This is a genomic window from Phyllobacterium sp. RCAM01083, assembly GCF_055685835.1.
In genome coordinates this window covers 183,132-208,234 of record NZ_JBVFZN010000004.1, presented here as the reverse complement: position 1 = coordinate 208,234, position 25,103 = coordinate 183,132, and the positions used below count along the sequence as shown (strand labels likewise).

Here is a 25,103-nt window from a genome sequence, read left to right as displayed (position 1 = left end):
CGTGAATCAAACAAGGGTTGAATGATGCGTCTGAGCGATTGCCACAATTTCCACGATTTCAGGACTTTGGCCAAACGGCGGCTGCCGGGGCCAATCTTCGACTATATCGACGGGGCAGCGGATGATGAAGTCACCTATCGCCGGAATACGGAGAGTTTCGACCGTTGCGATCTCATTCCCAATGTGCTGCGCGGGGTAAAGAGTGTCGATACATCTGTTGTTGTCATGGGACAAAAGCTTGCCGTGCCCTTCTACTGCTCCCCGACAGCCCTGCAGCGGCTGTTTCACCATCAGGGAGAGCATGCTGTTGCAGCCGCTGCGGCAAGGCACGGAACGATGTTCGGTGTTTCATCGCTTGGTACAGTCAGCCTTGAGAAACTGCGCAAATCCTATAGCGGCCCGCAGGTCTATCAGTTCTACTTTCACAAGGACCGCGGCCTGAACCGGGCGATGATGCAGAGGGCCAGGGACGCTGGCGTCGAGGTGATGATGCTGACAGTCGACAGCATTACCGGGGGTAATCGCGAGCGTGATTTACGCACCGGCTTTTCCATTCCGTTCAGGCTCAATCTTGCCGGCATGCTGCAATTTGCCATCAAGCCGCAATGGGCACTGAGCTATCTCACGCATGAACGCTTCAGTCTGCCGCAACTGGAAGAACACGTGGACATGGGCAGCGGCGCCATGTCGATCAGCCGGTATTTCACGGAGATGCTGGATCCCTCGATGACCTGGGACGATGTTGCCGAGATGGTGCAGCACTGGTCAGGGCAGTTCTGCCTGAAGGGCATCATGTCGGTGGCGGATGCAAGGCGTGCAGTCGATATCGGCTGCACGGGCATCATTCTCTCCAATCACGGCGGCAGGCAACTCGACGGATCGCGCGCCGCATTCGACCAACTGGCTGAGATCGTTGATGCCGTGGGCGACAAAATCGATGTGATCATGGACGGCGGAATCCAGCGCGGGACGCATGTGCTCAAGGCCTTGTCCATGGGCGCCAAGGCGGTCGGGATCGGACGTTATTATCTTTATCCCCTTGCCGCGGCCGGTCAGGCGGGCGTCGACCGCGCGCTGGATCAGCTCAAGATCGAGATAGAGCGGGGGATGAAGCTCATGGGCTGCACCTCCGTCGATCAACTGACCCGGGAGAATCTCAAGCTGCGATAGATCGGGAAATCTTGGCTGGAAGGGGCTGCCCTATTGCAGCGCGCCGCCTTTGGTGCGGCCCCAACGCCTGCGGGCGGCATCACTGGCGCGATAGATGAATGATGCCGGTGCAGGCAGGGTACGGCGCATGAACGCGACCTTCTTCAGATAGCGGTCTATCTTCCAGGTTGCCCATGTTCCGCCGGTAAAGTAGGCAACATCTCCCGCACGCAAGGTACGGGTGATCCCTTCCGCGTCCGTGACGTGTACTTCACCTTCGAGAATGCAGACGGTTTCGTCCCAACCGAAATACCAGCGGAAGGTTCCGGCCGTGCAATCCCATATCGCGGTGTAGGCCGCCCGGTCGCGGCTTGCAGATTGTTCGCGTGCGCGCGCCAGCGGGTTACCGTCCAATATCCAGTCGGGATTGATGGGAGCGGGGTTCAACTGCATTTCGAGGGCGTTGTCCGATACGAGACCAGAACTGCGCGGCCCTGTGAAAACGTTCGGTACCGTCCGTGTCATGGCAAGTACGGCACTTGCCAGCATAAGTCTCCACGCCATTGTTTCCCCCTTCAGAATGGAACACCTTGAATAGCGGCCATTCGTCAGAATTAGGTTAAACCCGGGACGCAAATTGCATGTAATTGGCGCTACGCTTACTTGGGTTAACCGGCCCGCGCCGTCACCCAGTTGTGCCATTCCTCCTCACTGCCATGGAACACGTTCAGGTCAATTCGGCCGCTGACGCCATGGGAAAGGCCCGAACCGGAGTACTGCCAGAACAGCCAGCGCCGGCCGGGATAAACCTTGGAGGGATGAGCGGCGACCGAGCGCAACCAGAAGGGATAGTCGGCAAGCTCGCCCCTCAGATTGTCCCGATAGAAATCCGGGGCGGTGTAGATGATCGGCCGCTGGCCATAATGTTTCTCCAGCTTGTCCATGAAGACCTGCATCTTTTCCAGCACCTGCGCGCGGGAAGGGCGCCGCTTGCAGCTCGATTCGCCATTCCATTCCACATCTATCGCAGGTGGAAGCGCACCGGGTTCCCGGGGAACATTGCGGATGAACCAGTCAGCCTGCTCGCCCGCCGTGCGGCACCAGTAAAAGAAGTGATAGGCGCCCCGCTTCAGACCGGCTTCCTTGGCCTTGCGCCAGTTGGTCTTGAACATCGGGTCGATATGATCGCCGCCGTCGGTAGCTTTGATATAGGCGAAATTGGCGCCTTGCGTACGCAGGTTCGCCCAATCCACGTCACCCTGCCAGCGCGACACGTCAACCCCGTGCACGGCGAGTTTCTTCGGCGATGCCGGCCCGAAATTAATGGGTTTGGCATCTCGGAAACGGCGGCTGTAGATCTGCATTCGGGCCTGCGGTGCAGCCTTGACCATGGGATCCGCGGGGGCAGGCTGGGGGACCGGCCTTTCCGTTGGGGCGGCCATGACAGGGGATGGTGCCGGAGGCAGTATCGCTGCCGATTCCGGGACGGGTCCGGCCCAAGCCAGAATTTCCTGCTGGGGTACCGGCGAGGGGGGAACGGTTGCCATGGCGATACGCTTCACCGAACGGCTTGGCCGGACCACCGAACTGGTCATTTCCTGCGAAGGCCGTTGCGCCAGCACATCGTCCACGCCCGAACTGGATTGACAGTTCGTCAGCACGAGGCACGAAAACATGATTGTCAGCACACACGAAACACGCATAGGCACCCGTACTCGAAATAACTGTCGATGGCGCGAACGAGGCCAATCGGTTTCACTGCTGCAATTGCTAACAGGAAATTACCAAGAAAGACTGAATCCCGATTTTAACCATAAGGTGCCATCAACCGTGCCGCCCAGGTCCTAGCGCGGAAGACCTGGGAGCTGGAAAACTTTGTCGTGCGTGCCGACAAAGACATCACCGGTGCTGGTGACCCAGCCGCGGAACATGCCATCGGTATTATACGGCGCGACGATGGAGCCGTCGGCACCTACGGCAACCAACCCGGCACCCGCATTGTGCCGTTTGAGGTCTTCGTGGATGACCTTGTCCGAAGCTGTCTTGAGGTCTTCTCCGAGATAGGCCATCCGGCTTGCGATCTCGTGACCGACGACATGGCGGATGAATACTTCACCCTTGCCGGTACCGGATACGGCACAGATTCCATCCCGCGCATAGGTGCCTGCACCGATGATCGGGGAATCGCCGATACGGCCATCGGGCTTGTTGTTGTAGCCGCCTGTTGAGGTCGCTGCTGCGAGGTGACCCGCAGAATCAAGCGCAACCGCGCCGACCGTGCCGTGTTTCTCAGCCTCCTTCGCCAGCGCGGACGTGCCCCGGGCCTCATGGGCTTTCATGGCTGCAAGAGCGATGAGGCGGCGTTCGGTCGTGAAATAGGCTTGCGGTTCCGTGGCCAATCCAGCCACTTCAGCGAAACGATCGGCCGCCGTTCCATTCAAGAGAACCGCATCTCCCTTTTCCATGACTGCGCGTGCTGCCCTTATGGGATTGCGGATAGCCCTGCTGGCGCAGACCGCACCGGCAGCCAGGCTGGAGCCATCCATGATGGATGCATCCAGTTCATGGATACCATGTTCGTTAAGCGCGGCGCCATATCCTGCATTGAAATGCGGGCTGTCCTCCATCACCACCACCGCAGCTTCCACCGCATCGAGCGAGGAGCCGCCGGAACTCAGAATTGCCCAACCAGCTTTCAGTGCCGATGCCAGATCGGCGCGGGCGCCGGCCCACTCAGCCTCGCTCAGATCAAGTTTGGCCATCACGCCGCAACCGCCGTGAATGGCCAGAGCTATGTTCGTCATGTCTGTCTTTCCTGCGTGTGAAACAACAAAAGGGCCGGATCAGTATCCGGCCCCTTCACGTCGATGCTTATTGCTGCGCCGGACGGATATTCATCGCCAGCGTGTCTTCGTCCGCCCGGGGTGTCAGGACGACTTTGGCCTTCTTCACAGCCCAGGCGCTGAGCTGGGTTGCGAGAGGCAGGTCGGGGCGGTCCGTTGCGACGAGATTGTTGGCCTTTTCCAGAAGGACGCGGCGCTTGTCCGTATCCATCTCGGCTCCGGCGTCTTCAATCAGTTTGTCCATCTGCGGATTGGCATAACCGCGGACATTGAAAGCGCCCAGCGATTTTGCGGTGTCATGGGCGTGCATCAGCGACGAGAGCATGTAATTTGCTTCGCCCGTCAACGTGCCCCAACTGGCCATATAGAGTGAATACTCGCCCCGGGTCTTTGCCGGATTGAACACAGTCGCAGGCACGCCATTAACATCGGCTGTGATGCCGATTGCAGCCAGCATCTGTGCGACTGTCGGCCCAAGCTCGTTTGGCATGCGATCATTGGCATAGCTGAGCGTGATCTTGAAGCCGTTGGGATAACCCGCATCCTTCAGCAATTCCTTGGCGCGCTTCAGATCGAAGGCCGGTGCCTGGAGCGACTTGTCATAGCCGAAGATATTCGATGTGACCAATTGGGTCGGCACGACAGCCATCCCTTCCAGGGCGAATTCGACGATGGTTTGGCGGTCGAGTGCGAGATCGATGGCTTGGCGCACACGCGGGTCGAGCAGGGGATTCTTGTCGAGCTTCGCGCCGCTCTTGTCGAAGACCTGCGGGCTTTTCTCGCGGAAATCGAATTCGAGATAACTGATATAGATGCTCTCGTTCTTGATCACGGCAAGCGACGCATCCCGTTCAAGCACCGGCACATCCGCGGCAGGCACTTTCGAAATCACGTCGACCTGTCCTGCCTTCAACTGTGCAACGCGCGCTGCATCGTTGGGGATTTCCTTGCGGATGACGCGATCCCAGGGCTGTGCTCCGCCCCAATAGCCGTCGAAGCGCTGGAGAACCAGATCCTGTGTCGGAGCCCAGGAAACGAACTTGTAAGGGCCGGTACCGATGGTTGCCTTGCCCGAATTGAAGCCTTCGGCCGCTGTTTCCTGCGTTGAGTAATTGGCGGCTGCCGTGTGCGAGGTGATGAACAGACGCACAAAATCATTCGGCAAGGTGGGCGCCGGGCCTTCTGTCTTGACACGCACGGTGAATGGATCGACCACCTCCACCGATTTGACCCGGCGCACAAAGATTGTCGCGGGGTTGGGGCCGGTGACATGAGGAATGCGTTCAATGGAGAATTTCACATCTTCCGCCGTGAAATCTGATCCATCGTGAAACTTGACGCCCTGACGCAGCTTGAATTCCCAAGTTGTCTGGTCGACGGCTGTCCAGCTGAGCGCAAGCGATGGCTCCAGCTCGAGATTGCTGCCCGAGCGGATGAGTGTATCGAAAATATGCTTGGTTGCTTCCGCATTGGCGGCGGTGGCGGTGAAATGCGGATCCATCGAGGCCGGCCCGGCCTTGATCGCCATGATAAGGTCTGCGGCGATGGCTTGGCCTGTGCCCAGCAGGAGTGCGGTTCCCAATAAGAGGGCTCTCAGTCTTCTTTGCATTGTTGTTCCCTATTCCAGAGGTTGCTTCTTATTCTTCGAATGCGGTTGCTTCGGAAGAAATCGTATCGGGCCAGCCGCGCGAAGCGATGACCATTTTGGCGAGGATGTCGGACAGCATCATGCGTTCGGCGGGGCTGAGTGCCTCCAGCATCATGCGTTCCCGGTCGATCATGGGCGCCATCTTGGCTTCGACAATCGCCCGGCCTTCCTGCGTCAGGCACAGGACGACGCGGCGAAGATCTCCCAGATCCTCCTCGCGCCGGACCAGCTTGAGGCGGTCGAGCTTCTTGGTTGCGCGGCTCAACGTGTTCTTTGGAAAACCGGAACCGGCCACCACTTCCGAAAGCGTGGTGCGGTCCCGCAGAAACAGCGAATAGAGCACGACGAATTCGGGGCGCAGCAGGTCATGATCCGCATTGATCGTGCCATATACGGGGTTGTTGTAGTGCAGTGCCAGATAGTTGATGCGGAAGGAAAGCCAACAGGGGTTCGACCACAGCTTTGCGTAAAGAATATCGCTTTCCGCAATACTCTCATTCGGTGCTGTCGTGCGTCCGGCACGGCCCTCCAGCAGCGCGATATCGATCAGGTTCTGCATGCGCGCTCCTCGCCATTAAGTTCCATTAGGGACAAAATATCTTGCTATTGCTGTATGTCAAACGTAATTTTTGTACCATTTGGAACTTGTATGCGCATGATCCTTGTGTTTATGCTTGGGGACGAAATCAGCAGAGGTAAGAGGCATGCGCATAAGTGCGATGAACTGGAGTCAGGTTGAGGAACGCATCCGCAGGGATGACCGGTGCATCCTGCCCATTGGCAGCGTGGAGCAGCACGCGCGGCTGAGTCTCGCGACCGACATGATCCTGGCGGAAAAAGTATCGGTCGATGCAGCCGAGCCGCTCGGCGTTCCGGTTTTCCCGGTCTTGCCCTATGGGCTTGCTTCAAGTTTTGCCGATTTTCCGGGAACTGTATCGCTGAGCCTGCGCACCTATGTCGGTGTGATCGAGGACGTCCTTGATAGCCTCTATCATGGCGGGTTCCGCCGTATCCTCATTGTCAACGGCCATGGGGGCAACACGCCGGCGGCAACGGTTGTTTCCGAATGGCTCAATCGCAATCGCGATGCCAGTGTGAAAATGCACGATTGGTGGCGTGCACCCAAGACCATGGGCAAGGTTCTCGAAATCGACAATCGCGCATCGCACGCCTCCTGGATGGAAAATTTCCCCTGGACGCGCCTTCCGGGTGTCGCCCAGCCAGACCATGCACAGGAACGCGTTGATTTTGGCGCGCTAGCCCGCGTCGGCGCCGGCGGCAAGCGGGCACAGCTTTCTCAGGGCGAGGGCAACTACCACGGACTGTTCGAGCGGCCCGATGCGGACATGCTGGCGATCTGGGATGTTGCCGTCGGGGAAACACGGGAAGAGCTGGAAAACGGCTGGCATTGATTGTTGTCACCGGCGGAGGCAGGAAAACCCGCCGGTGACAGCCAATTCAAACAAGCACGAATGTGCAGGGGAAGGTTGAGCGAATGGTTGCGTTCATTGTCAGGCGATTATGGCAAGCGGCACTGGTCATGCTCGTCATGTCATTGCTGGTTTTTCTGGGTGTCTTCGTCATCGGAAACCCGGTCGATGTGCTGATTTCTCCGGATGCAACCCAGGATATCCGCAATCGCGTCATTGCGCAGTATGGCCTCGATCTGCCCATCTGGCAGCAGTATCTGCACTTCGCAAGCAACCTTCTGCATGGCGATCTGGGTCGTTCATTCGTCTACAACATGCCGGTTTCCCAGCTGATTGCCTCGCGCTTCCCCGCGACAATGGAGCTCGCGGTTATCGCTGTTCTCCTGGCAAGCCTCATCGGCATACCGCTTGGAATATATGCGGGGTACAAACCGGAAAGCTGGACCGCGAAGGTGATCATGGCGCTGTCCATTCTCGGCTTTTCGGTTCCCACCTTCTGGATCGGGCTCATGCTCATCATGGTCTTTGCCGTGCAACTGGGCATCATGCCGGCAGGCGGCCGCGGCGAGACGGTTTCTGTTTTCGGCGTTCCCCTCAGTTTTCTGACGTTCGATGGCATGCGCCACCTCATCCTGCCGGCAGTCAATCTGTCCCTCTTCAAGATGTCGATGATGATACGGCTGGCGGCCTCTGGCACGCGGGAAGTCATGCTGACCGATACGATCAAGTTTGCCCGGGCGGCAGGTATCCATGAGTGGACGATCCTGCGCCGGCATGTGCTGCGGTTGATTTCCATTCCGCTCGTGACCGTATTCGGACTGGAATTGGGCTCGACCATTGCGTTCGCCGTCGTGACCGAGACGATCTATTCGTGGCCGGGTCTGGGAAAGCTGATCATTGACAGCATCACGTCGCTGGACCGGCCGGTGATGGTGGCCTATCTCATGCTGGTTTCGCTCATGTTCATTACGATCAACCTGGTTGTCGATCTGGCTTATGCCGTCCTCGATCCGCGCATGCGCCATGGGGGCGGCAAATGACCCTATCCGTTGAAAAAGCCCGTACATCATCCGATTTCTGGGCGGAGTTTGCCCGCCATCCCGTTGCTGTCATCGCTGCCATCATACTGCTCGTTGTCATTGTGCTGGCTGTTTTCGCGCCGCTGATTGCGCCGCAGGACCCCTACGATCTTTCAAGTCTTGTGATGCGCGATGCACGCAGGGCACCGGGATATATCGGCACCGGCGGATATACCCACATTCTGGGAACCGACAGCCAGGGCCGTGATCTCTTTTCCGCCATCCTCTACGGCCTGCGCATTTCGCTGGAGATGGGCCTTCTCGCGGGAGCGATAGCCTTTTCAATCGGCGCGCTGGTCGGCTGTACCGCCGCCTATGTGGGCGGCCGCTTTGAAGCCCTCGTGATGCGGCTGGTGGATCTGCAGCTTTCGTTCCCGGCGATCCTGCTCGCTTTCGTGGTGGCGGCACTCCTCGGGCAGGGCAAGGGGCAGCTGATTGTCGCACTGGTCTTTTCGCAATACGCCTATTTCGTGCGCACTGCCCATGGCGCGGCAGCTGTTGAACGGAACAAGGACTATGTCGAGGCGGCTCTGTCCGTACCCATGAGCGGCTGGTTTGTGGTGACACGGCATATCCTGCCCAACGCGCTGCCGCCGCTTATCGTCGTGGCGACCGTACAGGTGGCGAGCGCCATTTCGCTAGAAGCAACCCTGTCATTTCTCGGGGTCGGTCTGCCGCCCACCGAACCATCACTTGGCATGCTGATCTCCGGCGGCTTCCAGTATCTTCTCTCCGGCCGATACTGGATTTCCATCTATCCGGGCGTGGCTCTCATCATTCTCATCATGGCGATCAACCTTGTCGGTGATCAGGTGCGGAGTCAGCTCAATCCGAGGTTGAAACGATGACCGCTCCCCTTCTCGAAGTGACTGATCTTTGCACCTATTTCGAAGCGCGGACGGGAACCGTGAAATCAGTCGACGGCATCTCGCTCCATCTGGAAAAGGGCGAGATTCTGGGACTGGTGGGCGAGTCGGGCTCTGGCAAGTCCATTACCGGCTTTTCCCTGATCGGTCTCATCGACAAGCCAGGGCGCATTGTCAGCGGTTCGATCAAACTTGACGGCCGCGAGCTTGTTGGCCTCAGCGAGCCGGAATTGCGCAAGATCCGTGGCCGGGACATTGCCATGGTCTTCCAGGACCCGATGATGACACTCAATCCGGTCCTGACCGTATTGGATCAGATGACCCTGGCGCTGCAGGCGCATGAACGGATTTCAGACGCCGATGCGCGCCTGCGTGCCGTCGAGGCGCTGCGAAAGGTTCGCATTGTCGATCCTGAACAGAAGGTGGATTTTTATCCGCACCAGTTCTCCGGCGGCATGCGCCAGCGCGTTGCCATATCCATTGCATTGCTGCACCGGCCCAAAATTGTCATTGCCGACGAACCAACCACGGCGCTTGACGTGTCGGTCCAGGCGGAAATTCTCGTTGAAGTAAAGTCGCTGGTTGCCGAGCTTGGCATTTCCATGATTTGGATCAGCCATGATCTGGCAACCGTGGCTTCCATCTCAAAGCGCATCGCCGTGATGAAGGCGGGCAAGATCGTGGAAACGGGCCTTGCCACGGAGGTCCTGCGCACGCCAAGCCATCCCTATACACAATCTCTGCTCGATGCATTGCCATCGCGGTCAAAGCCCGGTCAGCGGCTGGGTGCTGGCGCCAACGACGTTGACAGCGAAAGCGCTGCGCATCCCGTTGCCGCGACGATGGCCGATCCGTCCTTCGTGGCGATGCATGGGCTCGTCAAAGTGTTTGAACAGAAGCGTGGTTTTTGGGCGCGGCTGGGTGAGCGGACCGGCCTGCTCAAATCAAAGAAGCCGGTGCTTGCCGTTGAAAACGTTGATCTGACCCTCGCAAAGGGAGAGGCGCTTGGATTGGTCGGGGAATCCGGTTCGGGCAAATCGACGCTCGGACGTATTGTTTGCGGCATCTATCAGCCGACCGAAGGCACGGTAACGCTAAACAACAGCCCGGTGATGTCCGCCGGCCCGCAGCCGAGAAAGCTGACCACCAACGTCCAGATGGTCTTTCAGGATCCCTTTGCATCACTTGACCCGCGCCGCACGATTGGACAGTCCATCGCGGAAGGACCGATAGCGCATGGTCTGACCAGCAAGGCCGAAGCCCGTTCATATGTGGCGGAGTGGCTGAAGGCTGTTTCGCTCGACCCGGCATTTGCGGACCGTTATCCGCATCAGTTCTCAGGCGGTCAGCGCCAGCGTATCGCCATCGCCCGCGCCTTGGCCATGCGCCCCGACGTCATTGTCTGCGACGAACCGGTGGCATCGCTCGACGTTTCCATTCAGGCGCAGATTCTCAATCTTCTTTTGCAATTGCGTAAGGAACTGGGCCTGACGCTGCTGTTCATCAGTCATGACCTTTCCGTCGTGCGTCATCTCTGCGACCGGGTTGCCGTGATGTATCGCGGTAAGATCATCGAAGTGGGGACGGCGGAGGAAATATTCGACGCGCCGCAGGAGGCCTATACGCGCGCGCTCCTCAACGCCATACCCAAGCTCGCCTGAGGCGCTCACGCATTGATTTGCCACCCGGGGGCGAGGGTGGCAACGCGACTTTCCCATAAAACTGAGGAGAGAAACGCGCGCAATGCAGACAGCAGATGATCCGCTATTTGACTTTTGTCAGATCACATGAATATTGTCTAATCAGCGATATTTTGTGAGGAACTTCAATGCCTGTCCGGTCCGCCGATCAGATAATCCATAAGGCCGCCTGGCTCTATTATACCCATGGTTTGCGGCAAGACGAAGTGGCCAAGCATCTCGATATTTCCCGCGCGTCCGTGGCGATGTATCTGCGCCGTGCCCGCGAAATCGGCATTGTTACCATCTCCACATCGACGGAATTGTTTTCCGATGATGTTCTTGCGCGCGAAACCGAGGATGCCCTTGGCCTTGAAACCGTTTGGATCATTCCCGAAGACAGACAGGCTTTCAATCCATCGGTTGAAATGCCCGTTGTTGCAGCGGCTGCGTTTATTGAGCTGATCAACAAGGGTGATCGTGTCGGCGTGGCCTGGGGGCGGACCGTCTATCATATTGCCGACGTCATGCCTTACGCAGACCTGCAGGGCGTGGCGGTCGTGCAGCTCTGCGGCAATCTCGGGGCGCCTTATTCCTATCGCCCGGATCAATGCACGACTGAAATTGCCCGCCGGTTGAACGCGGAAGGCATCAACCTTTACGCACCGCTCGTGCTCAGCTCTGAACGTCTGGCGGAGGAGTTGCGCCGGGAGCCGGTCATCCGGGAGCAGTTATTGGCAATCACCGACTGTCAGCTGGCACTTTACTCCGTGGGTGGCATCGAAGATGACAGCCATCTGGTGAAATGCGGCGCGATCACCGCGGCAGAAATGCACGCGCTCGGGCAGGCCGGCGCTGCGGGTGTGATTGCCGGGCAACTGATCGACGTGGACGGGCAGTGGCTGGACTGCGCCCATAACCGGCGCTGTATTTCTGCAGACCTCGATTCCATCCGGAAAATCCCCAAAAGGATGCTGGTGGTTCAGGAGGACAGCAAGTACGAACCGCTTGTGGCAGCCATCAAGGGCGGGTTCGCGTCCCATCTCATGGTCACGGCATCCATGGCGAAACGCCTGCTCAAACGCGCCAAGGGCGTCGGGCTCAAACAAGCATAGCAACAGTTGGAAACATTGGCGGATCGCCTGGCCCGTTGCCAGACCGTGAGACCACTTGCCGGACGGGAGGAGTTCGCATGAAAAATTTGTGGAATGACAAAGAGGCGGAAGACATGGCGGCGGTCTATGCCGCCAAGGGTATCAACCGCGATCTCGCATTGAGAACCTATACCACGCGGCTTCTTGGAAGCGTGCCGCAGCTGGTATTGCACGGCGGCGGAAACACCTCCGTCAAAACCACCGTCAAGGATCTGATTGGTGACGAGTGGGATGTGCTCTGCGTGAAGGGGAGCGGCTGGGACATGGGTATCATCGAGCCAGCCGGCCTGCCGGCCGTCAAGATCGCCCCCCTGCTCAAGGCCCGCAAGCTGAGCAAATTGTCCGACGAGGATATGGTCACCCTGCAACGGGCAAACCTGATCGATCCGGCTTCGCCAAACCCGTCAGTGGAAGCGCTGCTGCATGCCTTCATCCCGCACAAATTTGTCGATCACACCCACTCGACCGCAATTCTTGCCATCGCTGACCAGGCGGAGAGCCGGGCCCTCAGCGAGAAAATCTTTGGCAGCAAAATGGGCTTCGTGCCCTATGTGATGCCCGGTTTTGATCTGGCAAAGCGGGCGGCCGCGGTTTTTGATGCGGATCCCACCGTTGACGGCCTCATTCTCGACAAGCACGGCATTTTCACGTTTGGCGCGACGGCTCGGGAAGCCTACGACCGCATGATTCATTATGTCTCGCTCGCCGAGACCTATGTCCGCGACAAGGGGCGGAACCCGTTCACACCGGCGGCATTGCCGAAAACACTCGCCAAATCCGGTGATATCGCTGCTATCGTGCGCGGCGCCGTCGCCGTCAATCGGGGCGAAGGCAAGTTTGATCGCATGGTCAGCGAATTCCGCTCGTCGCCGGCGATCCTCGAGTTTGTCAATGCGACTACCGTTCACGAGATGGCGCAGCGCGGCGTGTCGACCCCTGACTTGTCCATACGGATCAAGACTGGTCCGATGGTGCTGCCAGCGCCTGATGGCCGTGATCTCGATGCGTTCAAGGTGGCGGTGGATCGCGCTGTTGCGGCTTATATGGCGGATTATACCGACTATTTCACAACGAATGATAAGCGCAGCAGCGGAAAGCGGATCATGCTCGATCCGATGCCGCGGCTGACGCTGGTACCAGGCCTCGGCATGTTCGGACACGGCCGTACGCTCAAGGACGCCAGAATTGCCGCGGATGTCGGTGAGATGTGGATCGAAGCGGCGCGGGATGCGGAGTCCATCGGGCGGTTCGAACCGGTGAGCCGGCCCGATCTGTTTGATCTGGAATACTGGTCGCTGGAGCAGGCCAAGCTTGCCAGTGCGAAGGCAAAGCCGCTCACGGGCCAGGTGACCTTGGTGACCGGTGGAGCGGGCGCCATCGGGGCTGCAACCGCCAGGCTGTTCGCCCAGCAGGGCGCTCACGTTGCCGTGCTGGATCTCGACGCGGCAAAGGCGGAGGCCGTTGCCCGGTCCGCCGGCAATGATTCCATCGGCCTGGCCTGCGATGTGACCGATCCCGCGTCCGTCCGTGCGGCGTTCGAGGCTGTCGTTGCCGCCTATGGCGGTGTCGATATCGTTGTTTCCAATGCGGGGGCCGCATGGGAAAGCCCGATTGCAACCCTTGACGACGATTTGCTGCGCAAGAGTTTCGAACTCAACTTTTTTGCACACCAGACCGTGGCGCAATGTGCCGTACGCATCATGAAACAACAGCGGACCGGCGGCGCTCTTCTGTTCAATGCCAGCAAGCAGGCGGTCAATCCGGGTGCCAAATTTGGTGCCTATGGCCTGCCCAAGGCCGCGACCCTTTTCTTGTCGCGCCAGTATGCCTTGGAACATGGTGCGGACGGCATACGCTCCAATGCGGTCAACGCAGACCGCATCCGGTCCGGTCTGTTGAACGACGAGATGATTGCAAACCGTTCGGCATCCCGCGGGCTTTCGACCAGCGAATATATGGCGGGCAATTTGCTCGGGCTGGAAGTCACGGCCGATGATGTGGCCCAGGCGTTTTTGCATCACGCACTGGCGGAGCGGACAACAGCCGATGTGACGACCGTTGATGGCGGGAACATCGCAGCGGCTCTGCGCTGATCGGGACGTGCTGGTACACAACAAAAAGGCGGCCTTTCGGGCCGCCTTTTTCGTTTGTTATTTTCCCTTGGGAAGCGGCATCCATGCGGGCACCGCGACATCAGCATGGGCGAATTGCGGCAGTTTGGCCGCCAGTTCTTCCATGTTCTTGATATCGGCGCTGTTGAGCTGGCTTTGTGTGATCAGTGTCGGGGGCACAATGACGTTGTGACCGGGATCCTGACCGGCAAGCAGCATGGCCAGCGCGCGCACCGAAACCTGGCCGACAACGGCCGGATTGGTCGCAGCGGTCGCTGTCCAGGCACTGGCCGGTTCACGCATTGCCGCGATGTCTGATGTCGAAATATCCGCCGAGTAGATTTTGATACTGGAGGAAAGTCCGGCCTCGTCAACGGCAATTTTTACGCCCTTGGCGAACTCGTCATAGGGCGCAAACATCACGGTAATGTCCGGATTGGCAGAGATGACCGACCGCGCCTGATTGGCTACCGAATTGGCGATCGGATTGTCCATCGTTCCGAACATGGCGGCTTCATGAATGCCGGAATATTTCTTCTTGAATTCCTTCCAGGTCTCGTCGCGACGGTCGAGAGGCGCGATCCCTGCGACATAGACATAGCCGGCTTTCCAGCTGTCGCCATCGTCCTTGACGGCCTGCTCCAGGGCCAGCCGGGCAAGGTCGCGATCGGACTGTTCGATTTGCGGTATCTTGTCGTTGCCGACATTCACGTCGAACGCAACGACCTTGATCCCGGCGTCCACGGCGCGTTGCGCGGCATCCTTCATGGACTCCGTCAAGCCGTGCTGGATGATGATCCCATTGACACCGAGGGCAATCGCCTGATCGACCATGTCAGACTGCAAGGCAGCATCCTGCCGGCTGTCCAGCACGCGAAGATCAACGCCAAGCGCCTTTGCCTGCGCCTCGACGCCGGAAAGATAGGACTGGAAGAAGTCACCCGTCGAAAGGTATCGCACCAGGGCAATCTTGACCTTGCCGGGATTATCAAACGGAGCGGGCATGCCATCGGCAAATGCAGCGCCGCCCAACATGGTCGCACCAAGCAAGCCGAACCCGAGCTTGGCAAAAATTCTCCGCGTCACCTTCATTTCATTTCCTCCATTTTTGATTTTTTATACTTGTCCCAATTGCCTCGGGGCATCCGCCCGCTCAGCGTTTGCCTCTTTTGGAGAGTGCAAATGTAAACACGAGTGCGACCACCAGCACCGCGCCCTTGACGAAATCCTGCGTGTAGTAGGGGGCGTTCATCATGGTCAGCCCCTGCAGCAGCACACCGACAAACAGCGCACCGATACCGGTGCCGAAAGCATTGGGTTTTGCCGCGCCCAGCACGGCAAAGCCGATCAATGCCGCAGCGACGGAATCGAGCAGCAGATTATTGCCCGATGCGATGTCGCCGCGGCCAAGACGCGCAGCGAGCAATATGCCGCCAACGGAAGCAAAAACGCCCGATATGATATAGGCGCTGATCTTGTATGCTTTGACCGGAGCGCCGGCGAGTTCGGCCGCGCGCTCATTCGAGCCAACGGCATACATCATGCGTCCGAAGCGGGTGTATTCGAGGAAAAACCAGATCAGCACGGCCAGGACGATCAACACGACGACCGATACCGGCAGGAGGTTTGGCAGGATGAAGTCGAAGCGGTGACGACCCAGGGCAAGGAAAACCGGGCTGAACGTACCGTTGGCGACGCTGCCGTCCGGCAACGTCATTCCCGTGGCGATCGAGCGTCCTTCGGTCGGAATGCGCTGAAGCCCCACCAGCAGGAACATCATGCCCAGGGTCGCGAGGAGATCGGGGACGCGCATATAGACAATCAATATTCCATTGATGAGCCCGACGATGATGCCGATGGCAAGACAGACGAGCGTCGCGGTCAGGGCGTCTCCGCCCATCACCACCATGACGTAGGACGATGCCATCATGGCGGTGGTCGCCACGGATCCGATTGAAAGGTCGAAACCGCCAACGACCAGCGTTGCCGTAACGCCAAGTGCCAATATGCCGGTGATAGAGACGGACTGGAGAATGAACACCGCGCTTTGCGGCGAGGCAAACCCGTTGGTCACGATACAGAAATAGATGATCAGACCGGCAAGCAGAGACAGAAAGCCGTATTTGATTGCCAGATCGCGGACAGGCAGGGCGCTGCTTTTCGTCCCGTGCTTTGAAGCGGGGGCAACAGCGGAGGTCGATGGTGTATCGGTATTCATTCAAATGACCATTCTGTGCTGGCCGGCGATTTCAGCCAGCAGCTTATCGATGTTGACATCGGCGTTGCGATGCTCGCCGACGAGTGTGTGTTCCGACATGACGACAATCCGGTCCGCAATTTCGAAGGCTTCGTCGATCTCGGTCAGGAAGACCAGGGTCGCACGCCCATCGGCGGAGGCGCGAAGTTTCGAGCCGATATCCCGTCTTGCGGCGATATCGACGCCCTGAAACGGTTCATCGAGAATGAGCATGCGTGATGCCTCGCTCAACCAGCGGGCAACCATGACTTTCTGCTGGTTGCCACCGGACAAGGTGTCCATTTCGTCCCGCTCGGTACGGCAGACGACGCTGAGCGATGCGATCTGCGCGCGCGCCCTGTTCCTTTCCCGCCGCCGGTTGGAAACCGAAAAGAAGCTGCTGCGTTTAAGAAACGGCAAGCTGATATTCTCGTATATGTTGAAATCCGGCACGATACCGCTGTCTGCGCGGTCCTTGGCGACAAGGAAAACACCCTGATTGATGGCTTGTCTGGTTGTGCGGGGCTCATAGGGCCGGCCGTCCAGACGCATGCTGCCCGATATCGGCCTTCGGACGCCGAAAAGCGTCTCGGCAAGGGCCGTTTTGCCGACGCCGACGAGGCCGGTGACGGCCACGATCTCGCCGTCGCCCAGCGTGAGCGAGAATGGCCGGCTTCCTGGAGCGATGCACAGATTTTCGATCTGCAGAACCGGTGCGCTGGCATCTCTGGTGACGACGTTGCCGAGGCTGATCTTTTGACCGAGCATGGCGTTGACTGCGCCGCCGTAGTCCAGCTCGGGGCCATCAAAAACACCGCTGATCCGGCCGTCGCGCAACGTCACAATAATGTCTGCCAGCCGGCGTATATCGGACATGCGGTGGGATATGTACAGGATCGCCACACCGCGGGCGCGCAAACGGTCGATCACCTGAAACAGCCGTTCTGCTTCCACGCTCGACAGGGACGATGTCGGCTCATCGAGAATGAGCACCTTCGGCTCATGCGCCATGGCCCGGGCAATGGCGACCATCTGCCGCTCCGCCAGCGGCAGATCGGCAACAATCGCACCTAGATCGATATGCAGCCCCATGCGCTCGGCGACGACAGCAGCCTCCCGCCGTACGCGACGCGGGTTGAAAATTGCCCGCGCCCCACGCCCGTTCAATCGATCCAGTGTCAGGTTCGTTGCAACGTCCAGATCGGCTACGACGCCATCATTGATATTCTGGTGAACCGTTACAACGCCTGCACGAATAGCTTCCGCGGGCGAGGCCGGCGAAAACTCCCGGCCATCGAGGCTGATTGCTCCCGACGTTCGCGCATATACGCCGCTGATAATCCGGACAAGCGTGGATTTTCCAGCGCCGTTGGCACCCATCAGAATTGTGACAGTTCCCGCACGCAATTCCAGATCGATCCCATCCAGTACCTGGATTGAACCAAATGATTTGCGTAATTTTTCAATACGGAAGACGGTTTCCTCGACCATCTGCTCCTCCCCTTGCGAACATGCTAGGACGCCGGATCATCAAATGTCAAGGCCATTGACATTTGCCAGTTTGCTGCCTTAACAAATGGAGGGCAAGGGCACAAAAAGCTGAGAAACGGTTCTTGTCTGCAGGGAGGAATATCGAAATGCCTGTGTTTGAGGCCCTGAATGTGGAAACGCTGCCGCTTCGTCTCGGTCAAAATACCATGCTGCTGCAACGGCTCGGTGAAGACTGGAGGAGTTGGAAGGTCCGCGAAGTCGGCGACGGCAATTTAAACCTGGTCTTCATTGTCGAAGGCAGCGCGGGCAGTGCAATTGTCAAACAGGCACTGCCCTATGTGCGGCTGGTCGGCGAGAGCTGGCCATTGCCGTTGAAACGTTCATTCTTCGAGTACCATGCATTGACACGACAGGCGGCCCGGGATCCGGGCAGGGTGCCTGAAGTTTTCCATTTCGACGGTGAGCAGGCCATCATCGTTATGGAATTCCTGTCACCCCATATCATTTTGCGGCGAGGGCTGATTGAAGGTAATCAGTATCCCGATGCGGGCCGTGATCTCGGCCTGTTTCTCGCCCGTACCCTGTTCCGTGGCTCAGATTTTTCCATGAAAGCGGCGACGCGCAAGGCTGATGTCGCACTCTTTGCCGACAACGTGGAACTTTGCGACATCACCGAGAGCCTGGTTTTTTCGGATCCCTATTTCAACGCCCCGCTGAACAGGCATACCGCGCCGCAGCTGGACGGGCTTGTCGCGGCATTGCGTGCCGACCGTGACCTCAAGGTGGAAGCGCAGCGGCTCAAGCATCTGTTCGCCACAAAGGCCGAGACCCTGCTGCACGGTGATCTGCACACCGGGTCGGTGATGGTCACATCCGGCGAGACGCGGGTCATCGATCCGGAATTTGCGTTCTACGGGCCCATCGCCTTTGATGTCGGCATGCTGCTCGCCAATTTCTGGATGAATTATCTGGCGCAGCGCGGTTACGAGCAGGATGACAACCGTCGCGACATGCGCCGTTCCCTGCTTGAAGCCATTGAGACGATTTGGGAAACGTTCCGTTCCGAGTTTTCTCATCTCTGGCGTACCGAACGCAACGGCATCTTGTATCAACGCGCCTTGTTCGAGGATCAGGATGACAGCCTCGGCGCCGAACAGGCGCTCAACGAAGTGCTGCATGACATCTGGCAGGACATGCTGGGGTTCGCCGGAATTGAAATGCACCGGCGCATTCTCGGCCTTGCTCACAACGCCGATTTTGAACTGATCGAGGATCCGGACCTGAGAGCGCGATGCGAATCCAAGGCGCTTAAGTTCGGCCGTCATCTGGCCTGCAACCGGCGCCATATCCATAGTTTGGCTGAAATCAACGGTTTGGTTGAGCGGCTTGAAAAGGAGATTACCCTGTGAAAGTCGCAGACCGTCACTATCACACCATCTGGCTCAACAATGATGGTCGCTCCGTCGATATTATCGATCAGCGCTGGCTACCCCACGAATTCAAGGTGGTGACACTGAAAACGGTCGATGATGTCGCCATTGCCATCCGCGATATGTGGGTGCGCGGCGCACCGTTGATCGGGGTGACGGCGGCCTATGGCGTTGCGATCGCCATGGCGGATGATCCCTCCGATGCCGCACTGCACGATGTGTGGGACAAGCTGCATGAAACCCGGCCAACGGCAATCAATCTCCGCTGGGCGCTCGATACGATGCGCCAATATCTGCTGCCGCTACCGGAAAAGGACCGCATGGCGGCCGCCTATCGCCGGGCGGCTGACATTGCCGAGGAAGACGTACAGCTCAATCGTCAGATCGGGCTGCACGGCCTCGAAATCATTCGCGATATTGCCGCAAGGAAAAAGCCGGGCGAGCCGGTCAATATTCTCACCCATTGCAATGCAGGCTGGCTCGCAACCGTGGATTACGGCACAGCAACCGCTCCTATCTACGTTGCGGCGGAGGAGGGGATCAACGTTCATGTCTATGTTGATGAGACACGTCCGCGCAACCAAGGCGCGCAACTGACGGCATGGGAGTTGAACGGACACGGTGTGCCGCATACGCTGATCGTCGACAATGCAGGCGGACATTTGATGCAGCATGGTCAGGTGGACATGGTTATTGTCGGCACCGACCGGACGACGGCCAACGGCGATGTGTGCAACAAGATCGGCACCTATCTGAAAGCCCTGGCGGCCAAGGACAACAACGTTCCCTTCTATGTGGCCTTGCCTTCCCCGACAATCGATTGGACCGTCCATGACGGGATCAGCGAGATTCCGATTGAAGAACGCGCCGGTGCGGAAGTGTCTCATGTGCAGGGACTGGCAGCCGACGGTAAAATCGCCTCCGTGCAGATTTCTCCGACGGGCAGCCCCACTGCCAATCCGGCTTTCGATGTGACCCCCGCGCGTCTCATAACCGGGCTGATTACCGAACGTGGCGTTGCCCAAGCCTCGGCGGAAGGTTTAAGCGCCTTGTTTCCGCAAAGTAAGCGGTGATAAATCCGTCGAGATGCCACGAGCAGCGGGAAGATGCCTGAATGACCACATCAATACAAGATTCCATCGATCTTCGCCGGGAAATGGTGACGACGTGCCGGTTGATGAACTCAAGCGGCGTCAACCAGGGAACGTCGGGAAATCTCTCCGTGCGCACGGATCGCGGATTTCTTGTGACACCGTCGTCCCTGCCTTATGAGACCATGCAGCCGCACGATCTCGTCGAGATGCACTTCGATGGCAGTTATGTGGGGCGGCCGCCATCGTCCGAATGGCGCTTTCACCGCGATATCCTGCAGAAGCGTTCCGATATCAATGTGGTTCTGCATTGCCACTCGGTCTATGCGACAACGCTTGCGTGCCACAACAAGACAATCCCGAGTTTCCACTACATGACCGGGATTGCCGGAGGAACGACGATCCGTTGCGCGCCCTATGCCACCTTTGGAACGCAGGCACTGTCCGACAATGCAATTGTCGCACTGGAGAACAGGCTGGCATGCCTGCTCAGCCAGCACGGTCAGATATCCCTGGGGGTGACGCTTGAATCCGCCCTTTGGCTTGCAATCGAAGTCGAAACCTTATCGCGCATCTATGTCCAGGCACTCACTTTGGGCGAACCGCCGATCCTGTCAGACGAGGAAATGGAGCGTGTCATCACCCAGATGCGCCAGATAAAATACAGCATGAGCCAGCAGGGCTGAGCCTCTTTCCAGGCGCTTACTGGCTGTTTGTCATGTCGAGAGCACTGGTCAGGTCGCCCAATGGCGGCTGATTGTGGGAGGCAACCGCATCGTCACGGACCGTGATCCCATGCAATGTCGGCAATTCGAAACGCTTGGTCAGGAAGCGTAGAATCGAGGTTGTGTCCATCGGCGTGTGATCAACGAAACCGCGGCGGGCGAACGGCGAGACAATGATGGCCGGGATACGGCTGCCAGGTCCCCAACGATCGCCTTTCGGCGGTGCGGCGTGGTCCCATATACCGCCATTTTCATCGTAGGTGACAACGACCAGCATATGCGGCCATTGCGGGCTTTTTTCCAGATGCCCGATAAGGTCGGCAATATGCGCATCGCCCGCCTCGATATCCGCATAGCCGGAATGCTCGTTCAGATCACCCTGCGGTTTGTAGAAGGCAACTTGCGGCAGTGTGCCAGTATCGATTGCCTTGATGAATTGCGATCCGGCCAAGCCGCCATCGAGCAGATGCTCGGTGCGTGCCGCTGTTCCCGGCGCAAAATTCGCATAATAGTTGAACGGCTGATGATGGTACTGAAAATTGGGAACCGGCGTTTTGTTGCCGTGGTCCAGCACATCCTGCCACGCACCGCCGTACCAAGCCCAACTGATATGCTTCAGGCTGAGCATATCGCCGATCGTCGGTTCGGTCTGCGGCGGGAGGGTTGTAGGGTTTGCAGGGTCCGCGGTCGCCGCGTCGGCGTTCTTTGCGGGCGTGTTGCCGCTCGGCTGATAGGGCGGCTGCATGGTGTTGACGGCGTAAAAGTCCGGGGTGAGATTGCCATCGCCGGCAAATTTTGGGATGCCATCGATTGCCGATTTGGGTGAATTGGCAGCGAGCGTCAACGAGACGCCATCCGGTTCCACCACGGCGACAGAAGGCTTGGCCGGGCTGGTGTCGGCATGGGCGTATTGGGGCGCGCAAGCGCATATCAGCCATTGGTGATTGAAGAACGAGCCGCCAAAGCCGCCCATGAAAAATTCATCGGCAAGCGTGTATTTTTGCGCAACCTTCCACATCGCCGTCTTCGAGCCGTCCCAAAGCCCCATGACCATTGCGCCGGAATCGGCATAGGCGACGAACTTATCGTTCTTGCCGCCATTGATCTGCATCTGGTTTTGATAGAACCGGTGCCACAAATCGTGGGTGATTGTGCCGAGGGGGAGATTGAACCCCTGGGGATCGTCGACCCGATAGGGGTGATTGGCAAGGTGCTCGGTCTCCGCCTGCGTGACCGGTGGGGTAACGCCTTTAGCGGTCAATCCGCCCCAAACAGGCGGTAATTCGCGTAGCGGAGTGTTGTCGCGGTCAAGCTGGGTGAGCGCTGCGTCCGAAACCCCCTGCAGGCCGTCTGCTCCGGGGAAACTGCCATAAAGATTATCAAAGCTGCGGTTTTCTGCGTAGATCACCACCACGGTGTCGATCAGGTTCAGAGAGTTGGAATGACCGTCATTGTATCCGGCCGCCGATGCGGGAGAGAGCCCACCCATGGCGGCACTGATCACCGAAGCGGTCGCAATCATATTTATCCGCATGCTGGCAGTCTCCTTGTCGGCTATATGTTGATAACTTTTCAAGTTTACTCCACCATATCCACAAGCCGTCCAAACGTGCCCGGGGATCTGACGGAGGAAGCTAATCATAAAGCCTCTTGGATACACAAGCACAAAGCACCGGGCGGTGATCCTTTGCATCGTCGCGACGATCAGCGCTGCGGTGGCAGCGCACAGCGCGGTCACGGAAAGTTCAGACAGAGCCGCGCCGGGACCGTCGCGCGCGCAGGTGCGCGAGCAGGTGAAAGCACTTGGCGCGCTCGGTCAGGCCTTGTTTTTCGATCCTGCCTTGTCAGGCTCCGGCAAGCTCTCCTGTGCGTCCTGCCATGATCCGGCCCATGGCTTTGCCGCCGCCAATGGCCTTGCGGTTCAGCTGGGCGGCGGCGATCTGCGGCAGCCTGGGGTGAGGGCGGTGCCATCGCTCAAATATTTGCAAGCTGTGCCGCCGTTCACCGAACATTTTTTTGAATCGGAAGATGATGCGGACGAGAGCATCGACAATGGCCCGACCGGCGGGCTGACTTGGGATGGCCGGGTTGATCGCGGCCAGCAACAGGCGAGGATCCCGCTGCTTTCCGATTTCGAAATGGGCAACAAGAACGATGAGGACATTGCCCGGCGGCTGATCGCGGCAGATTACGGCGCCAGGATTGCAGCAATCGCCGGTCTGCCAAGCACGCCGGACACATCTGTTCTGGTCAATACCGCCCTCAAGGCACTGGAGGTGTTCGAACAGGACTACCGTACCTTTTACCCCTACACGAGCAAGTACGATGCGGTGCTCGCCGGAAAAGCCGTGCTGAACCCGCAGGAAGCCCGAGGCTTGGATCTGTTCAATGCGCCCGCGAAAGGCAATTGCGCGTCATGCCATGTGAGTCAGCGCGGCAATGACGGGACGCCGCCGCAATTTACCGATTACGGTTTGATTGCCTTGGGTGCGCCGCGCAATCCCGGGATTCCCGCAAACAGGGACCTCCATTATTTTGATCTGGGCCTTTGTGGCCCGCTCCGGACGGATTTCTTGAACCGCATGGACTATTGCGGTCTTTTCCGCACGCCCACACTGCGCAATGTGGCGCTTCGCAAGACGTTCTTTCACAACGGCGTGTTTCACTCTCTGCAGCAAGCCGTTGAATTCTATGTCGAGCGCGAAACCAGGCCAGAGCGTTGGTATCCACGCAAGTCTGATGGCAGCGTTGACAAATATGACGATCTGCCAGTGGACGCCAAAGCCAATGTGAACATGGATCCGCCCTTCGACCGGCATGCCGGAGAAGCGCCGGCGCTCACGCCGGACGAGATCCAGGACGTCATCAGTTTTCTCAATACGCTGACCGATGGTTATACCCCGCCCGAACAATAGCGCTGCCGAGCCGTCAGAGACTTCTTTGTTCAAACAGCAAAGCTCTAGGCTTGTCCGGGCAGGTCAAGCAGCCTTGCCACCTCTGCAACTCCGTTGCCGGATGCGGACAGCGCACCGCTGTCTTTCACATCGACAACGGACCCGTTGGCAAAGCTCAAAGACCAGCCGTCATTGCTGGCATTTCGGCGGCGGTCGGTGAGTTCGATGCCAGACGCGGAGATCAGTGCAATGGCTTCATCGGCATCCATGATCGTCGCTCCATCTTAGCGGTTTCCTCGTCATAGTTGAGTCTTCACGCGCAGCTGAGTCAAGCGGAAACCGTCGCCATAATAAGGTGCGACAGGGGCGCCTGCTCTATCTTGCGAAGACGAGCGACTGATGCGCGCCAACCCCGGCTTTGACACCAGCCGCTGCGGCCATCGTTGCATTGGCCATGGGACTGGCGGCATCGCCGGCCGCATAAACGCCCTTGACCGTTGTCTGCATCCAGTCGTCCACACGAATGAATGCCCCAAGCGGACCATCGTCGAAAGCACAGCCAAGTTGTTCCGCCAGCGGGCTGGCCATGTTGGTTTTCGGCGCGGTGAAAATAGCATCGACAGGTACAACCCTGCCATCACTGAGTCTGACCGCTTCAAGCCGGGGTGCATTGCCCAGTAGCTCGACAACCGGTGTCCGTTCGATCGGTACATTCCTCGCCGCCAGATCGGATAGGTGCTCCGCATCCGGCTCAAACGTATTTTGAGTGAAGTATGTGGCCGGTCCCCAATCCGATATCAGCAGTGCCTGATGTGCCGACAGGGGTGTATTGGCCAAAACGCCCAGTGCTTGGCCGCCAACTTCATAGCCGTGGCAATAGGGGCAGTGAAGAACCGACACGCCCCATCGCTCAGGTAGGCCAGGGATTGCAGGCAGATCATCTTTCACGCCGGTAGCCAGAATGAGACGCATGGCCCGTTTTTCGGTGCCGTCGGCCAACGCGACGGCAAAATGGTCGTCGGCTTTGCCGGCCGATACAGCCACGCTATCGATAAACTCCACTGTCGGGTAGAGGGAAAGCTGCCGCCGTGCATCGCCAATGATATCGCGGGGCCGCCTGCCGTCCTGACCCAGAAAACCATGGGATGCGTCGGCGAAGCGGTTGCGGGGCATGCCAGCGTCAATCAGAAGCACGCGCCGGCGAGCACGGGCAATCTGGATGGCGGCGGAAAGACCGGCAAAACTGCCGCCGATAACAATGGCATCATAGGTCATGG

General features: G+C 58.5%; 22 protein-coding genes. 11 read left to right on the top strand and 11 right to left on the bottom strand.

Annotation, left to right across the window (positions count from 1 at the left end):
* The first annotated feature begins 24 nt into the window (after positions 1–24).
* Complete coding sequence (locus tag ACZ25R_RS05075; protein ID WP_472460521.1) at positions 25–1,170, top strand: alpha-hydroxy acid oxidase; 1,146 nt, start codon at positions 25–27, stop codon at positions 1,168–1,170.
* A gap of 30 nt (positions 1,171–1,200) precedes the next feature.
* On the opposite strand, the gene ACZ25R_RS05070 is transcribed toward ACZ25R_RS05075, so the two are convergent.
* The 5 genes from ACZ25R_RS05070 to ACZ25R_RS05050 form a co-directional block, all read right to left on the bottom strand.
* Positions 1,201–1,713: a cupin domain-containing protein gene (locus ACZ25R_RS05070; protein ID WP_464663835.1), complete on the bottom strand. Its 513-nt coding sequence runs from the start codon at positions 1,711–1,713 to the stop codon at positions 1,201–1,203.
* A 104-nt stretch (positions 1,714–1,817) separates the two neighbouring features.
* The gene (locus tag ACZ25R_RS05065) at positions 1,818–2,852 is read right to left on the bottom strand and encodes a glycoside hydrolase family 25 protein (protein WP_472460270.1); all 1,035 of its coding nucleotides are present in this window, start codon (positions 2,850–2,852) and stop codon (positions 1,818–1,820) included.
* 141 nt (positions 2,853–2,993) lie between these two features.
* Positions 2,994–3,953, bottom strand: coding sequence for an isoaspartyl peptidase/L-asparaginase family protein (locus tag ACZ25R_RS05060; RefSeq protein ID WP_472460269.1), 960 nt, complete (start codon positions 3,951–3,953; stop codon positions 2,994–2,996).
* 67 nt (positions 3,954–4,020) lie between these two features.
* Positions 4,021–5,601 (bottom strand): ABC transporter substrate-binding protein, encoded by a 1,581-nt coding sequence (locus ACZ25R_RS05055; protein ID WP_472460268.1) that lies wholly within the window; start codon positions 5,599–5,601, stop codon positions 4,021–4,023.
* A gap of 28 nt (positions 5,602–5,629) precedes the next feature.
* Positions 5,630–6,199 (bottom strand): MarR family winged helix-turn-helix transcriptional regulator, encoded by a 570-nt coding sequence (locus tag ACZ25R_RS05050; protein WP_472460267.1) that lies wholly within the window; start codon positions 6,197–6,199, stop codon positions 5,630–5,632.
* Positions 6,200–6,344: 145 nt separating this feature from the next.
* Here ACZ25R_RS05050 and ACZ25R_RS05045 point away from each other — a divergent pair, with 145 nt between their 5' ends.
* The 6 genes from ACZ25R_RS05045 to ACZ25R_RS05020 all read left to right on the top strand — a co-directional run bounded on the left by ACZ25R_RS05045 (position 6,345) and on the right by ACZ25R_RS05020 (position 13,941).
* Positions 6,345–7,052: a creatininase family protein gene (locus ACZ25R_RS05045; protein ID WP_346308229.1), complete on the top strand. Its 708-nt coding sequence runs from the start codon at positions 6,345–6,347 to the stop codon at positions 7,050–7,052.
* An 83-nt stretch (positions 7,053–7,135) separates the two neighbouring features.
* The gene (locus ACZ25R_RS05040) at positions 7,136–8,110 is read left to right on the top strand and encodes an ABC transporter permease (RefSeq protein WP_288191405.1); all 975 of its coding nucleotides are present in this window, start codon (positions 7,136–7,138) and stop codon (positions 8,108–8,110) included.
* Positions 8,107–8,997, top strand: a complete 891-nt coding sequence (locus ACZ25R_RS05035) for an ABC transporter permease (RefSeq protein ID WP_472460266.1) — start codon at positions 8,107–8,109, stop codon at positions 8,995–8,997. Before ACZ25R_RS05040 ends, ACZ25R_RS05035 begins: the two co-directional genes overlap by 4 nt.
* Positions 8,994–10,676, top strand: coding sequence for a dipeptide ABC transporter ATP-binding protein (locus ACZ25R_RS05030; protein WP_472460265.1), 1,683 nt, complete (start codon positions 8,994–8,996; stop codon positions 10,674–10,676). Before ACZ25R_RS05035 ends, ACZ25R_RS05030 begins: the two co-directional genes overlap by 4 nt.
* Before the next feature lie 167 nt (positions 10,677–10,843).
* Positions 10,844–11,809, top strand: a complete 966-nt coding sequence (locus ACZ25R_RS05025; RefSeq protein WP_472460264.1) for a sugar-binding transcriptional regulator — start codon at positions 10,844–10,846, stop codon at positions 11,807–11,809.
* A gap of 77 nt (positions 11,810–11,886) precedes the next feature.
* The gene (locus ACZ25R_RS05020) at positions 11,887–13,941 is read left to right on the top strand and encodes a bifunctional aldolase/short-chain dehydrogenase (protein ID WP_472460263.1); all 2,055 of its coding nucleotides are present in this window, start codon (positions 11,887–11,889) and stop codon (positions 13,939–13,941) included.
* Between the two features lie 57 nt (positions 13,942–13,998).
* Here the strand turns inward: ACZ25R_RS05020 and ACZ25R_RS05015 are convergent, their stop codons facing one another.
* From ACZ25R_RS05015 to ACZ25R_RS05005, 3 genes are all read right to left on the bottom strand, one after another.
* Complete coding sequence (locus ACZ25R_RS05015) at positions 13,999–15,051, bottom strand: substrate-binding domain-containing protein (RefSeq protein WP_472460262.1); 1,053 nt, start codon at positions 15,049–15,051, stop codon at positions 13,999–14,001.
* Between the two features lie 61 nt (positions 15,052–15,112).
* Entirely contained in the window at positions 15,113–16,108 is a 996-nt protein-coding gene (locus ACZ25R_RS05010; RefSeq protein ID WP_165401922.1) for an ABC transporter permease, read from the bottom strand.
* Positions 16,109–16,177: 69 nt separating this feature from the next.
* Entirely contained in the window at positions 16,178–17,686 is a 1,509-nt protein-coding gene (locus tag ACZ25R_RS05005) for a sugar ABC transporter ATP-binding protein (RefSeq protein WP_472460261.1), read from the bottom strand.
* A 140-nt stretch (positions 17,687–17,826) separates the two neighbouring features.
* Between ACZ25R_RS05005 and mtnK the strand changes: the two genes are divergently transcribed.
* Genes mtnK through ACZ25R_RS04990 form a run of 3 tightly spaced genes read left to right on the top strand, consistent with a single transcriptional unit; the run spans position 17,827 to position 20,893 of the window.
* On the top strand, positions 17,827–19,095 hold the full coding sequence (mtnK, locus tag ACZ25R_RS05000; RefSeq protein WP_472460520.1) for an S-methyl-5-thioribose kinase: 1,269 nt from the start codon (positions 17,827–17,829) through the stop codon (positions 19,093–19,095).
* Entirely contained in the window at positions 19,092–20,189 is a 1,098-nt protein-coding gene (gene mtnA, locus ACZ25R_RS04995; protein ID WP_464663854.1) for an S-methyl-5-thioribose-1-phosphate isomerase, read from the top strand. Before mtnK ends, mtnA begins: the two co-directional genes overlap by 4 nt.
* Positions 20,190–20,230: 41 nt before the next feature.
* Positions 20,231–20,893 carry a class II aldolase/adducin family protein gene (locus ACZ25R_RS04990; protein WP_472460260.1) on the top strand — a complete coding sequence of 221 codons (663 nt, stop codon included), beginning with the start codon at positions 20,231–20,233 and terminating at the stop codon, positions 20,891–20,893.
* Between the two features lie 16 nt (positions 20,894–20,909).
* On the opposite strand, the gene ACZ25R_RS04985 is transcribed toward ACZ25R_RS04990, so the two are convergent.
* Entirely contained in the window at positions 20,910–22,421 is a 1,512-nt protein-coding gene (locus tag ACZ25R_RS04985) for an acid phosphatase (protein ID WP_472460519.1), read from the bottom strand.
* A 226-nt stretch (positions 22,422–22,647) separates the two neighbouring features.
* Between ACZ25R_RS04985 and ACZ25R_RS04980 the strand changes: the two genes are divergently transcribed.
* Positions 22,648–23,847 carry a cytochrome-c peroxidase gene (locus ACZ25R_RS04980; protein ID WP_472460259.1) on the top strand — a complete coding sequence of 400 codons (1,200 nt, stop codon included), beginning with the start codon at positions 22,648–22,650 and terminating at the stop codon, positions 23,845–23,847.
* Between the two features lie 44 nt (positions 23,848–23,891).
* On the opposite strand, the gene ACZ25R_RS04975 is transcribed toward ACZ25R_RS04980, so the two are convergent.
* Entirely contained in the window at positions 23,892–24,095 is a 204-nt protein-coding gene (locus ACZ25R_RS04975) for a hypothetical protein (protein ID WP_472460258.1), read from the bottom strand.
* A 106-nt stretch (positions 24,096–24,201) separates the two neighbouring features.
* The gene (locus ACZ25R_RS04970; protein ID WP_472460257.1) at positions 24,202–25,101 is read right to left on the bottom strand and encodes an NAD(P)/FAD-dependent oxidoreductase; all 900 of its coding nucleotides are present in this window, start codon (positions 25,099–25,101) and stop codon (positions 24,202–24,204) included.
* Positions 25,102–25,103: the final 2 nt, after the last annotated feature.